This window comes from Streptomyces sp. NBC_01016 (assembly GCF_026341035.1).
GTDB lineage: Bacteria > Actinomycetota > Actinomycetes > Streptomycetales > Streptomycetaceae > Streptomyces.
Genome location: NZ_JAPEOQ010000002.1, coordinates 1397731 through 1411021, shown reverse-complemented (window position 1 = coordinate 1411021; position 13291 = coordinate 1397731). Strand labels below are relative to the sequence as shown.

Here is a 13291-nt window from a genome sequence, read left to right as displayed (position 1 = left end):
GTGCTAGTTGAGGCTGTTTGAGGCTGGTTGCGGGCTACTTGCGGCCGCGCAGCGCGCGGTACGTGCCGACCAGGGACTGCGTCGAGGCGTCCAGGCCGGGGACCTCGGCACCTTCGGTGAGGGCCGGCTCCACGCGCTTGGCGAGGACCTTGCCGAGCTCGACGCCCCACTGGTCGAAGGAGTCGATGTTCCAGATGGCGCCCTGGACGAAGACCTTCTGCTCGTAGAGGGCGATGAGCTGGCCGAGGACCGACGGGGTCAGCTCGCGCGCGAGGATCGTCGTCGTCGGGTGGTTGCCCTTGAACGTGCGGTGGGCGACCTGCTCCTCGGCGACGCCCTCGGCGCGCACCTCCTCGGCGGTCTTGCCGAAGGCGAGGGCCTGGCCCTGCGCGAACAGATTGGCCATCAGCAGGTCGTGCTGGTCCGCGAGGGTGTCGGACAGCTCGTCGACCGGCTTCGCGAAGCCGATGAGGTCCGCCGGGATCAGCTTCGTGCCCTGGTGGATGAGCTGGTAGTAGGCGTGCTGCCCGTTGGTGCCGGGGGTGCCCCAGACGACGGGGCCCGTCTGCCACTCCACGCCGCGGCCCTGGCGGTCCACGGACTTGCCGTTGGACTCCATGTCGAGCTGCTGGAGGTACGCGGTGAACTTGGAGAGGTAGTGCGAGTACGGCAGCACCGCGTGCGACTGGGCGCTGTGGAAGTTGCCGTACCAGACGCCGAGGAGGCCGAGCAGCAGCGGCGCGTTCGCCTCGGCCGGGGCCGTGCGGAAGTGGTCGTCGACCAGGCGGAAGCCGTCGAGCAGCTCGCGGAAGGCGTCCGGGCCGATCGCGATCATCAGCGAGAGGCCGATGGCCGAGTCGAAGGAGTAGCGGCCGCCGACCCAGTCCCAGAACGCGAACATGTTGGCCGTGTCGATGCCGAACTCGGAGACCTTCTCGGCGTTCGTCGACAGGGCGACGAAGTGCTTCGCGACCGCCGCGTCGTCACCCAGCGCCGCCAGCAGCCAGGAGCGCGCCGCCTTCGCGTTGGTGATCGTCTCGATCGTCGTGAAGGTCTTGGACGCGATGATGAACAGCGTCTCGGCCGGGTCGAGGTCGCGGACGGCCTCGTGCAGGTCGGCGCCGTCGACGTTCGACACGAAGCGGAACGTCAGGTCGCGGGCGGTGAACGGGCGCAGCGCCTCGTACGCCATGGCCGGGCCGAGGTCCGAGCCGCCGATGCCGACGTTGACGACGTTCTTGATCGCCTTGCCGGTGTGGCCGGTCCACTCGCCCGAACGGATCTTGTCCGCGAAGGCGGCCATCTGGCCGAGGACCTCGTGCACCTTCGGCACGACGTTCTCGCCGTCGACCTCGACCACGGCGTCGGCCGGGGCGCGCAGGGCCGTGTGCAGCACGGCGCGGTCCTCGGTCGTGTTGATCTTCTCGCCGCGGAACATGGCGTCGCGCTGCCCGAACACGTCGGTGGCGGTGGCCAGTTCCTGGAGCAGGGCGAGGGTCTCGTCCGTGATCAGGTGCTTGGAGTAGTCGATGTGCAGGTCACCGACGTCGAGCGTGTAGCGCTCGGCACGGGCCGCGTCCTTCGCGAACAGATCGCGCAGGTGCGTGCCGTTGAACTTCGCGCGGTGGTCCTCAAGGGCCGTCCACTGCGGGCGGCGGGTGAGGAAGGGGGCGGTGTCAGGCATGTTGAACGGACTCCTTGGTGACTTTGCCGTGGGCGGCTGCCTGCAGGGCCACGGCGTACATCTCGTCGGCGTCGAGGCGGCGGAGTTCCTCCGCGATCAGCTCGGCGGTGGAGCGGACCTTGAGGGCGAGGGTGCGCTCGGGCTGGCCGGGGAGGGTCAGCTTGGCGAGCGGTCCTTCGGGGCGGTCGATGCGGATCTCGCCGGCCGGCGTGCCGAGGCGGACCGCGGTGACGACGGGGCCGTCCGTGGTGACCCGCTCGACCTTGACGCCGAGCCGGGCGCCGAGCCAGCGCGCGAGCAGTTCGGCGCTGGGGTTGTCGGCCTCGGACTCGACGGCCGCGGAGACGATCTCGGCGCGGGCCTGGTCGAGCGCGGCGGCCAGCATGGAGCGCCACGGGGTGAGCCGGGTCCAGGCCAGGTCGGTGTCGCCGGGCGCGTAGGACTTCGAGCGCTGGGCGAGCGCGGCGACCGGGTCCTCGACGGCGTACGCGTCGGTGATCCGGCGCTGGGCGAGCGCGCCCAGCGGGTCCTTGGCGGGGTTCTCCGGCGCGTCCACGGGCCACCACACGACGACCGGGGCGTCGGGCAGCAGCAGCGGCAGGACGACGGAGTCGGCGTGCTTGCCGACCTCGCCGTACAGGCGCAGCACCACGGTCTCGCCGGTGCCGGCCTCGGAGCCGAGGCGGACCTCGGCGTCGAGCCGGTTGCCGTGGCGTTCGCGGGCCAGGCGCTTGGTGCGCCGGATGACGACGAGGGTGCGCGAGGGGTGCTCGCGGGACGCCTCCTGGGCGGCCTTCGTCGCGTCGTACGCGTTCTCCTCGTCCGTGACGATGACCATCGTCAGGACCATGCCCACGGCGGGGGTCCCGATGGCGCGGCGCCCTTCGACGAGCGCCTTGTTGACCTTGCTTGCCGTGGTGTCGGTCAGGTCGATCCTCATGGCCTGCGCCAGCTCCGTCCGTCTCGTGCGAGCATCTCGTCCGCTTCCTTCGGGCCCCAGCTGCCCGAGGCGTACTGGGCGGGCCTGCCGACCTTGTCCCAGTTCTCCTCGATGGGGTCGAGGATGCGCCAGGACTCCTCGACCTCTTCCGTGCGCGGGAAGAGGTTGGCGTCGCCCAGCAACACGTCCAGGATCAGCCGCTCGTACGCTTCCGGGCTGGACTCGGTGAACGACTCGCCGTAAGCGAAGTCCATGGACACGTCGCGGATCTCCATCGACGTACCCGGCACCTTGGATCCGAAGCGCACCGTCATGCCCTCGTCCGGCTGAACGCGGATGACGATCGCGTTCTGGCCGAGTTCCTCGGTGGCGGTGTGGTCGAACGGGGAGTGCGGGGCGCGCTGGAAGACGACGGCGATCTCGGTGACGCGGCGGCCGAGGCGCTTGCCGGTGCGCAGATAGAACGGGACGCCCGCCCAGCGGCGGTTGTCGATGCCCAGCTTCACGGCCGCGTAGGTGTCGGTCTTCGACGCCCGGTCGATGCCGTCTTCCTGGAGGTAGCCGGGGACCTTCTCGCCGCCCTGCCAGCCGGCCGCGTACTGCGCGCGGACCGTGGACTTCTCCAGGTCGTCGGGCAGCCGTACGGACTTGAGGACCTTGAGCTTCTCGTTGACCAGCGACTCGGCGTCGAACGCGGCCGGCTCCTCCATCGCCGTGAGGGCGAGCAGCTGGAGCAGGTGGTTCTGGATGACGTCGCGGGCGGCGCCGATGCCGTCGTAGTAGCCGGCGCGGCCACCGATGCCGATGTCCTCGGCCATCGTGATCTGCACGTGGTCGACGTACGACCGGTTCCAGATGGGCTCGTACATCTGGTTGGCGAAGCGGAGCGCCAGGATGTTCTGGACGGTCTCCTTGCCGAGGTAGTGGTCGATGCGGAAGACCTGCTCGGGCGAGAACACGTCGTGCACGATCGCGTTCAGGTCGCGTGCCGACTCCATGTCGTGGCCGAACGGCTTCTCGATGACGGCGCGCCGCCAGGAGCCCTCGGGCGCGTCCGCGAGGCCGTGCTTCTTGAGCTGCTGCACGACCTTGGGGAAGAACTTCGGCGGTACGGAGAGGTAGAACGCGTAGTTGCCGCTGGTGCCGCGCTTCTCGTCGAGCTCGTCGACGGACTCGCGCAGCTGCTTGAACGCGGTGTCGTCGTCGAAGTCGCCGGGGATGAAGCGCATGCCGTCGGCGAGCTGCTGCCAGACCTCCTCGCGGAAGGGGGTGCGGGCGTGCTCCTTGACCGAGTCGTGGACGACCTGCGCGAAGTCCTGGTCCTCCCACTCGCGGCGGGCGAAGCCGAGGAGCGAGAAGCCCGGCGGCAGCAGGCCGCGGTTGGCGAGGTCGTAGACGGCCGGCATCAGCTTCTTGCGGGACAGGTCGCCCGTGACGCCGAAGATGACGAGCCCGGAGGGGCCCGCGACGCGCGGCAGACGGCGGTCGCGGGGGTCCCTCAGCGGGTTCTGCCAAGCGGTGGAGCTCACTTGGACTCAGCCTCCGTCAGGCGGGAGGAGACGGTGGAGAGCAGGTCGTTCCAGGCGATCTCGAACTTGGCGACGGCCTCGTCCTCGAGCTGCTGGGTGACCTCGTCGAGGGAGATGCCGAGCGCGTCGACGGCGGCCAGCTCGGCGCGGGCCTGCTCGTAGCGGCCGGTGATGGTGTCACCGGTGATCTCGCCGTGGTCGGCGGTCGCCTTCAGGGTGCCCTCGGGCATGGTGTTGACGGTGCCGGGTGCGACCAGCTCGTCGACGTACAGGGTGTCCTTGTACGCGGGGTCCTTGACGCCGGTGGAGGCCCACAGCGGGCGCTGCTTGTTGGCGCCCGCGGCCTCCAGCTTGGTGGCGCGCTCGGTACCGAAGGCCTGCTCGAACGCCTCGTAGGCGAGACGCGCGTTGGCGAGCGCCGCCTTGCCCTTCGCCGAAGCGGACTCGTCCGTGCCGATCTTGTCGAGGCGCTTGTCGATCTCGGCGTCGACGCGGGAGACGAAGAAGGAGGCGACCGAGTGGATCGTGGCGAGGTCGATGCCGCGCTCGTGGGCCTTCTCCAGGCCGGCCAGGTAGGCGTCCATGACGGCCTTGTAGCGGTCGAGGGAGAAGATCAGCGTGACGTTGACCGAGATGCCGAGGCCGATGACCTCGGTGATGGCCGGGAGGCCCGCGAGGGTCGCCGGGATCTTGATCATCACGTTGGGGCGGTCGACGAGCCAGGCGAGCTGCTTGGCCTCGGCGATGGTGGCCTCGGTGTTGTGCGCCAGGCGCGGGTCGACCTCGATGGAGACGCGGCCGTCACGGCCCTGCGTGGCGTCGTAGACCGGGCGCAGGATGTCGGCTGCGGCGCGCACGTCCTGCGTGGTCATCATGCGGACGGCCTCGTCGACGGTGACCTTGCGGACGGCCAGGTCGGCGAGCTGCTCCTCGTAGCCCTCGCCCTTGCCGATGGCGGCCTGGAAGATCGAGGGGTTCGTGGTGACGCCCACGACGTGCTGGGCCGCGATGAGCTCGGCGAGGTTGCCGGACTCGATGCGGGTGCGGGACAGGTCGTCCAGCCAGATGGAAACGCCTTCGTCGGACAGCGACTTGAGGGGTGCGACGGCGTTGCTCATGTTCTGCTTCATCTTCTTTCGGGCGTACGGGGTGGTGTTTCTCAGTGTGTGAGGGTCAGGCGCGGGCGGCGGCGAGAGCTCGTGCTTCCTTCAAAGAGGCGCGGGCCTTGTCGGCGACGTTCTCGGCGGTGAAGCCGAACTCGGCGAAGAGCGTGCCCGCGTCGGCGGAGGCGCCGAAGTGCTCCAGGGAGACGATGCGACCGGCGTCACCGACGTAGCGGTACCAGGTCAGACCGATGCCGGCCTCGACCGCCACGCGGGCCTTCACCGACGGCGGCAGGACGGCGGCGCGGTACTCGGCGTCCTGCTCCTCGAACCACTCGACGGACGGCATCGACACGACGCGGGTGGCGACGCCCTCGGCCTCCAGCTGCTCACGGGCGGCGACGGCGAGCTGAACCTCGGAGCCGGTGGCGATCAGGACGACGTCCGGGGTGCCCTTCGAGGCCTCGACCAGGACGTAGCCACCCTTGGCCGCGTCCTCGTTGGCCTCGTACGTCGGCAGGCCCTGACGGGAGAGCGCCAGGCCGTGCGGGGCCGGCTTCTCGGTGCCGCGCTTGAGGATCTCGCGCCAGGCGATGGCGGTCTCGTTGGCGTCGGCCGGGCGGATCACGTTCAGGCCCGGGATGGCGCGCAGCGCGGCGAGGTGCTCGACGGGCTGGTGGGTCGGGCCGTCCTCACCGAGACCGATGGAGTCGTGGGTCCAGACGTAGGTGACCGGGAGCTGCATGAGGGCCGACATGCGGACGGCGTTGCGCATGTAGTCGGAGAACACCAGGAAGGTGCCGCCGTAGATGCGGGTGTTGCCGTGCAGCGCGATGCCGTTCATCTCGGCGGCCATCGAGAACTCGCGGATGCCGAAGTGCACGGTGCGGCCGTACGGGTCGGCCTCGGCCAGCGGGTTGCCCTTCGGGAGGAAGGAGCTGGTCTTGTCGATCGTCGTGTTGTTGGAGCCGGCGAGGTCGGCGGAGCCGCCCCACAGCTCGGGGACGACCGGGCCGAGGGCCTGGAGGACCTTGCCGGACGCGGCGCGCGTGGCGACCTTCGTGCCGGTCTCGAAGGACGGCAGGGCGTCCTCCCAGCCCTCGGGGAGGCGGCCCGCGAGCACGCGGTCGAGGGTCGCGGAGCGCTCGGGGTTGGTGTTCCGCCACTCGGCGAGCTGCTTGTCCCAGGCGGCGTGCGCCTCGGCGCCGCGGTCGAGGGCGCCACGGGTGTGGGCGATGACCTCGTCCTCGACGATGAAGGACTGCTCGGGGTCGAAGCCGAGGACGCGCTTGGTGGCGGCGATCTCCTCGGCGCCGAGCGCGGAGCCGTGCGAGGCCTCGGTGTTCTTCGCGGTCGGGGCCGGCCAGGCGATGATCGTGCGCATCGCGATGATGGACGGCTTGTCGGTGACGGCCTTGGCGGCGGCGAGCGCCTCGTACAGGGCCTTCGGGTCGACGTCGCCCTCGGCGGTGGGCGTGACGCGCTGCACGTGCCAGCCGTACGCCTCGTAGCGCTTCAGGACGTCCTCGGAGAAGGCGGTCGCGGTGTCGCCCTCGATGGAGATGTGGTTGTCGTCGTAGACGAAGACGAGGTTGCCGAGCTTCTGGTGGCCCGCGAGGGACGAGGCCTCGGCCGAGACCCCCTCCTCCAGGTCGCCGTCGGAGACGATCGCCCAGATGGTGTGGTCGAAGGGGGAGGCACCCTCGGCGGCCTCGGGGTCGAACAGGCCGCGCTCGTAGCGGGCGGCCATCGCCATGCCCACGGCGTTGGCGACACCCTGGCCGAGCGGACCGGTCGTGGTCTCGACACCGGCGGTGTGGCCGTACTCGGGGTGGCCCGGCGTCTTCGAACCCTGGGTGCGGAACGCCTTCAGGTCGTCGAGCTCCAGCTCGTAACCGGAGAGGAAGAGCTGGGTGTAGAGGGTGAGGCTGGTGTGGCCGGGCGACAGGACGAAGCGGTCGCGGCCGGTCCACTCCGGGTCGGCCGGGTCGTGCCGCATGGCCTTCTGGAAGATGGTGTACGCGGCCGGGGCCAGGCTCATGGCGGTGCCGGGGTGTCCGTTGCCGACCTTCTGCACCGAGTCCGCCGCCAGGAGGCGCGCGGTGTCGACGGCACGCTGGTCGCGTTCGGTCCACTCGAAGGGCTTCTCGAAGGGGTCGAGTCCGTCCGGTGTCTGCGTGCTCATCTGTCCAGCTTCCTTCACATCCGTTGTCCTGCCGAGGTACCAAAAGGCACCGCCCGACCGGGACCAAAGTCCCAGGTCGAACCACCTACGAATGTAAAGGTCATACTTTTCGCTCGACAGGTGCCCCCGTGCCAGCGTTCGGTGAAAATGGGACACACACATCGGTCGAAGTCAAGGAAAGTGGATGACGGAGCAGGACCCCTCACAGACGAGCGCACATCTGGGAACGGCGGCGCACATCCGCACCTATCCGTTCGACCCGAGCGCGAGCCTGTCCGGCGTCGGGATACAGGTCGGGCCGATGGGCTCCGAGGGTCCATGGGCGGGTGGCGTCGGGCTGTCGCGGCGCGTGCACCGCATCGACTTCCACGTCCTGCTGTTCTTCCGCGAGGGCCCCGTCCGCCACATGATCGACTTCACCGAGTACGAGGTGGGGGCCGGGGACATCCTGTGGATCCGGCCGGGGCAGGTGCACGGGTTCTCCGCGGACGACGCGTATGTCGGCACGGCGTTGACCATGCAGCCGGGCTTTCTGCCGCGGGCGATCGTCGAGGCGACGGGGCTCTACCGCTACGACCGGCCGCCGCTGCTGCACCCCGACCCGCACCAACTCGCCGCACTGGACGCCTCATTGGAGCAGTTGCGGCGCGAGTACCTGGACACGGTCACGCTGCCGCTGAGCCTGCACACGTCGGTGCTGCGGCACACCCTGACGGCCCTGATGCTGCGCGTGGCCCATGTGTCGGCGCAGGCCGCGGCGGAGGCGGAGGACGGGAAGCCGCAGCAGGACGCTGTGGCCTCTGCGTTCTCGCGGTTCCGTACGGCGGTCGAGCACGGGTTCACGTCCAACCACAGCGTGAGTGCGTACGCGGATGAGTTGGGGTACTCGCGGCGGACGCTGGTCCGTGCGGTGCGGGCGGCGACGGGGCTCACCCCGAAGGCGTTCATCGATCGGCGGGTGATTCTGGAGGCCAAGCGGATGCTTGCGCATACGGAGTTGCCGGTGGGGCGGATCGGGGTTGCGGTCGGGTTTGCGGACTCGGCGAACTTTTCGAAGTTCTTCCAGCAACACGTGGGGGCTTCGCCGGCGGGGTTTCGGGCGGAGCAGGTGTGACGTCGAGGTTCGGGGCGGTCGGCCGTGGTTGACGACTCGGGGCTCTGCCCCGGACCCCGCGCCTCAATCGCCGGCGGGGCTTAATTTGCTCGATCGCCGCCGAGGCCTGATCCATTCGATCGCTGCCGAGGCTTGAACCATTGGCAGAATGAGGGGATGTCACGTCACACCCCCACCTGCCCCTGCGGGCTCCCCTCCCCCTACGAGAACTGCTGCGGTCGCTACCACCGTGGTGACGCGGCGGCGCCCTCCGCCGAGGCGCTCATGCGGTCGCGGTACGCCGCCTTCGTGCGGCAGGACGGGGCGTATCTGATGCGGACCTGGCACCCGGACACGCGGCCGCCGGGCATTGACTTCGGTGACGCGCCGCGGTGGACCGGGCTTGAGATTGTGGAGGCGGTCGACGGGTCCGCGTTTCATCAGCACGGCACCGTCACCTTCCGCGCCCGCTACAAGGGCGGCGAGCTGCACGAGCGCAGTCGGTTCTCCCGGGTGGACGGGGCGTGGGTGTACGTCGACGGGGACTTCATCGAGTAACTGCCAGGCCTGGCACGGGAGTTCAGGGTGCCAGGATGTCCAGCTCGTGCAGCGCGCCCACCGCGATCTCGCGCGTGAGTTCCTCCGCGCGCTGCGCGTTCCCCTCCCGTACCGCCTCCGCGACCTTGACGTGCAGGCTGACCGCCGCCGGGTCCGGGTCCTCGAACATGACCTGGTGGTGGGTGCGGCCCGCGAGGACCTCCGCCACCAGGTCACCCAGGTGGGCGAACATCTCGTTGCCCGACGCGTTCAGGACGATCCGGTGGAACTCGATGTCGTGGCCGAGGTACGCCTCCAGCTGCTGGCCCCGTGACGTCGCCACCATGCCGAGCGCGCACTCGGTCAGCGCCGCGCACTGCTGCGCGCTCGCGGCCCGCGCGGCCAGACCCGCGGCGACCGGCTCGACCGCCGAGCGGAGCACCGTCAACGAACGCAGCTGGCGGGGGCGGTCGGCGCCCGCGAGGCGCCAGCGGATGACCTGCGGGTCGTAGACGTTCCACTCCTCGGCGGGCCGCACCGTCACGCCGACCCGGCGCCGCGAGGCCACGAGGTGCATCGACTCCAGGACGCGCACCGCCTCCCGCATGACCGAGCGGGACACCTCGAAGCGCTGCGCGAGTTCATCCGTACGCAACACGCTGCCCGCGGGGTACTCGCCCGCAGTGATCGCGGGACCGAGGCTTTCCAGTACGCGGGCATGCAGGCCCCGGCCCATTGTGGTCATGGGACAACCCTAGCCCCGAGCCCAATGGTCTGACTTATATGTCACACCCCCTTGAATTAATCAGACCTATTGGGTTTCAGTGTGGTGTCACAGCGATGTCGACGAAGACAGCGAAGCGAGGCAGTACCCGATGAGCACCCCCCACGTCGTCGTGGTCATGGGCGTGGCAGGAACCGGCAAGACAACGATCGGTCCCCTGCTCGCCGAACGACTCGGCGTTCCCTACGCCGAGGGCGACGACTTCCACCCCCAGGCCAACATCGACAAGATGTCGGCCGGCACCCCCCTGACGGACGAGGACCGCTGGCCCTGGCTCGACGCCATCGGCCGCTGGGCGCACAGCCGCGCGGGACTCGGCGGGGTCGTCTCCAGCTCCGCCCTCAAGCGCAGCTACCGCGACCGCCTGCGGGCCGAGGCCCCCGGCGCCGTCTTCGTCCACCTCACCGGCTCGCGCGAGCTGATCGAGGACCGGATGGGGCATCGCGAGGGGCACTTCATGCCCACCTCGCTCCTCGACTCGCAGTTCGCCACGCTCCAGCCGCTCGCGGCGGACGAGGCGGGCGTGGCCGTCGATGTCGCGGGATCGCCCGAGGAGATCGCCGACCGGGCCACCGCGGCCCTGGCCGGGCTCGACTCCCCCGCCGCGACCGCGTAACCCCCCACACCGGCAAGTTCTCCCCCTCCCCCCACTCGTTCAAGGGATAAGACCGTGACCAGACTCAGCGTCGAGATGCTGGCAGCGGACACCGTCGAGCCGATCACGTCCGCGGGCCATGCCCAGCTCGGGATCGCCGTGCTCGCGGGAATCGCCGTCATCGTCCTTCTCATCACCAAGTTCAAGATGCACGCCTTCCTGGCGCTGACCATCGGCTCGCTCGCGCTCGGCGCGTTCGCCGGTGCACCGCTGGACAAGGTGATCGAGAGCTTCAGCGCCGGACTCGGTGACACCGTCGCCGGCGTCGGCGTACTGATCGCGCTCGGCGCGATCCTCGGCAAGCTGCTCGCCGACTCCGGCGGCGCCGACCAGATCGTCGACACGATCCTCGCCAAGGCCGGCAAGTCCGGCGGCAAGGCCATGCCGTGGGCCATGGTGCTCATCGCGGCCGTGATCGGCCTGCCGCTCTTCTTCGAGGTCGGCATCGTCCTGCTGATCCCCGTCGTCCTGATGGTCGCCAAGCGCGGCAACTACTCGCTGATGCGGATCGGCATCCCGGCCCTCGCCGGTCTGTCCGTCATGCACGGCCTGATCCCGCCGCACCCCGGCCCGCTCGTCGCGATCGACGCGGTCGACGCCAACCTCGGGCTCACGCTCGCGCTCGGCATCCTCGTCGCCATCCCGACGGTCGTCATCGCGGGCCCGGTCTTCTCGAAGTACGCGGCCAAGTGGGTCGACGTCCAGGCCCCCGACAAGATGATCCCGGCGCGCGCCTCCGACGACCTGGAGAAGCGTCCGAGCTTCGGCGCCTCCGTGGCGACGATCCTGCTGCCCGTCGTGATGATGCTGTCCAAGGCCCTGGTCGACGTCATCGTGGACAACCCGGACGCCACCGTCCAGCGCGTCTTCGACGTGGTCGGCAACCCGATGATCGCGCTGCTCGCGGCCGTCGTCGTCGCCATGTTCACCCTCGGCCGCCCGGCCGGCTTCACCAAGGGCAAGGTCCTCTCCACCACCGAGAAGTCCCTCGGCCCGATCGCGGGCGTGCTGCTCATCGTGGGCGCGGGCGGTGGCTTCAAGGGCACCCTGGTCGACTCCGGTGTCGGCGAGATGATCATGGAGATCTCCAAGGACTGGGGGCTCCCGACGCTGCTGCTCGCCTGGCTCATCGCGGTCGTCATCCGCGTCGCCACGGGTTCGGCGACGGTCGCCACGGTCTCCGCCGCCGGTCTCGTCGCGCCCCTCGCGGCCGACATGACCGACACCCACACGGCGCTGCTCGTCCTGGTGATCGGCGCGGGTTCGCTGTTCTTCAGCCACGTCAACGACGCCGGTTTCTGGCTGGTCAAGGAGTACTTCGGGCTCACCGTCGGCCAGACCGTCAAGACCTGGTCGCTCATGGAGACCATCATCTCCGTGGTCGCCGGTGCGCTGGTGCTGCTGCTGTCCTTGGTGATCTAGCCGAGGACCGACTGCCCGAGCATGCGAAGAGGGCGTCCCCGCCGGTCGGCGGGGGCGCCCTCTTCGCATGGCACGGTTTTGCACGGCACGGTCAGGGCTCGTCGAGCCACTCGCCGTGCTCCCGCGCGGCCCAGTCCCGGTCCACGAATCCCGTACGCAGGCCCTTGCGCGCCTCGGGGTCGCCGACCGCCATGCCGATGTGCCCGGCGAGCACGACACCGAGGGCCAGCGCCAGCCAGTCGTGCACGAAGGTGCTGCCGGTGCGCACGGTGAGCGGGGCGAGGTGCGTGAACCACATGAGCAGGCCCGTGCCGAGCATCACCAGGACGGCGCCGGCGAGCCAGGCCGCCCACAGTTTCTGCCCGGCGTTGAACTTGCCCGCCGGGCGGTGGCCGGGGCGCCGGTGCAGAACGGCGCGGAGCCACGCCTTGTCGTGGGGGCCGAACCGGTTGAGCCGGCCCAGGTCCGCGCGGAAGGCGCGGGAGACGAGGCCCACCAGGAACGGCACCGGCAGCAGCAGGCCCGACCACTCGTGCAGCGTGACCACGAGGTCGCGGCGGCCGACGAGTTCGGCGAGCTGCGGAACGTAGAGGCAGGCGGCCGTCACGACGCACACACCCATCAGGGCGGCCGTGGCGCGGTGCACCCAGCGTTCGGCGCGCGTGAACCGGCGGACGGTGGCCGTGAGTTGTTCAGTTCGTGGGCTCATCGTCGCGTCCGTTCGAGCGGCCGACCCAGGCGTCGATGTCGTAGCCGCGCTCCTCCCAGTAACCCGGCTGTACGTCGTCGGTGACGGTGATCCCGGAGAGCCACTTCGCCGACTTGTAGAAGTACATGGGGGCGGCGTAGAGGCGTACCGGGCCGCCGTGCGCGTGGCTCAGGTCCTTGTCCTGCATGCGCAGCGCCACCAGTACGTCGGCGCGGCGCGCCTGTCGGAGCGTGAGGCTCTCGCTGTACGTGCCGTCGAAGCAGGTCAGACGTACGGCTTTCGCGGAGGGGCGCACCCCCGCGGCGTCCAGGATCCGCGAGAGCCGTACGCCTTCGAAGGGCGTGTGCGGGACCCGCCAGCCCGTGACGCACTGGACGTCGCGGACGAGGCGGGTCTGGGGCAGCGCCCTCAGTTCGGGGAGGGTGTACGTCGACGGGTGGTCGACCAGGCCGTCGACCTTGAGGCGGTAGGTGTCCGCGCTCTTGTGGGGGACGGAGGCGGCGACCGAGTAGTAGCGGAAGCCGCCGCCGTTGGGCAGTACGCCCGTGAGGCCGGTGGGGTCCTTCTGGGCGACGCGCTCGAAGGCGTGTTGGAGGGCGGGGGCCGCGGCCACGGTGAGCGCGCCTGCGCCCAGCATGCCGAGGACTAGG

Annotated in this window: 12 protein-coding genes; 4 read left to right on the top strand and 8 right to left on the bottom strand. The window is 70.0% G+C overall.

All coding sequences use genetic code 11. The features are described 5' to 3' along the window. Positions 1–34: 34 nt before the first annotated feature. The 5 genes from pgi to tkt are packed head-to-tail and all read right to left on the bottom strand — an operon-like array spanning position 35 to position 7441. Entirely contained in the window at positions 35–1684 is a 1650-nt protein-coding gene (gene pgi, locus OG746_RS33140) for a glucose-6-phosphate isomerase (RefSeq protein WP_266721407.1), read from the bottom strand. Then, on the bottom strand, positions 1677–2624 hold the full coding sequence (opcA, locus tag OG746_RS33135; RefSeq protein ID WP_266721405.1) for a glucose-6-phosphate dehydrogenase assembly protein OpcA: 948 nt from the start codon (positions 2622–2624) through the stop codon (positions 1677–1679). The genes pgi and opcA overlap by 8 nt, the downstream gene beginning before the upstream one ends. After that, the gene (zwf, locus tag OG746_RS33130; protein ID WP_266721403.1) at positions 2621–4153 is read right to left on the bottom strand and encodes a glucose-6-phosphate dehydrogenase; all 1533 of its coding nucleotides are present in this window, start codon (positions 4151–4153) and stop codon (positions 2621–2623) included. Before zwf ends, opcA begins: the two co-directional genes overlap by 4 nt. Then, positions 4150–5271: a transaldolase gene (tal, locus tag OG746_RS33125; protein ID WP_266721402.1), complete on the bottom strand. Its 1122-nt coding sequence runs from the start codon at positions 5269–5271 to the stop codon at positions 4150–4152. Before tal ends, zwf begins: the two co-directional genes overlap by 4 nt. A gap of 55 nt (positions 5272–5326) precedes the next feature. Further along, a complete protein-coding gene (gene tkt, locus OG746_RS33120; protein WP_266721401.1) occupies positions 5327–7441 on the bottom strand; it encodes a transketolase in 2115 nt (704 codons plus the stop codon). Positions 7442–7625: 184 nt separating this feature from the next. Here tkt and OG746_RS33115 point away from each other — a divergent pair, with 184 nt between their 5' ends. Both OG746_RS33115 and OG746_RS33110 read left to right on the top strand, forming a co-directional pair. After that, a complete protein-coding gene (locus OG746_RS33115; RefSeq protein ID WP_266721399.1) occupies positions 7626–8555 on the top strand; it encodes a helix-turn-helix domain-containing protein in 930 nt (309 codons plus the stop codon). Between the two features lie 156 nt (positions 8556–8711). Further along, complete coding sequence (locus OG746_RS33110; protein WP_266721397.1) at positions 8712–9092, top strand: YchJ family protein; 381 nt, start codon at positions 8712–8714, stop codon at positions 9090–9092. Positions 9093–9114: 22 nt separating this feature from the next. Here the strand turns inward: OG746_RS33110 and OG746_RS33105 are convergent, their stop codons facing one another. Continuing rightward, the gene (locus OG746_RS33105) at positions 9115–9816 is read right to left on the bottom strand and encodes a FadR/GntR family transcriptional regulator (protein ID WP_266721395.1); all 702 of its coding nucleotides are present in this window, start codon (positions 9814–9816) and stop codon (positions 9115–9117) included. A 130-nt stretch (positions 9817–9946) separates the two neighbouring features. On the opposite strand from OG746_RS33105, the gene OG746_RS33100 reads away from it, so the two are divergent. Together OG746_RS33100 and OG746_RS33095 are read left to right on the top strand one after the other, a co-directional pair. Continuing rightward, positions 9947–10471: a gluconokinase gene (locus tag OG746_RS33100; RefSeq protein ID WP_266721393.1), complete on the top strand. Its 525-nt coding sequence runs from the start codon at positions 9947–9949 to the stop codon at positions 10469–10471. A 54-nt stretch (positions 10472–10525) separates the two neighbouring features. After that, on the top strand, positions 10526–11932 hold the full coding sequence (locus tag OG746_RS33095) for a GntT/GntP/DsdX family permease (protein WP_266721391.1): 1407 nt from the start codon (positions 10526–10528) through the stop codon (positions 11930–11932). Between the two features lie 91 nt (positions 11933–12023). On the opposite strand, the gene OG746_RS33090 is transcribed toward OG746_RS33095, so the two are convergent. After that, complete coding sequence (locus OG746_RS33090) at positions 12024–12641, bottom strand: cytochrome b/b6 domain-containing protein (RefSeq protein ID WP_266721389.1); 618 nt, start codon at positions 12639–12641, stop codon at positions 12024–12026. Further along, a complete protein-coding gene (locus tag OG746_RS33085; protein WP_266721388.1) occupies positions 12625–13278 on the bottom strand; it encodes a molybdopterin-dependent oxidoreductase in 654 nt (217 codons plus the stop codon). Before OG746_RS33085 ends, OG746_RS33090 begins: the two co-directional genes overlap by 17 nt. Positions 13279–13291 lie beyond the last annotated feature (13 nt).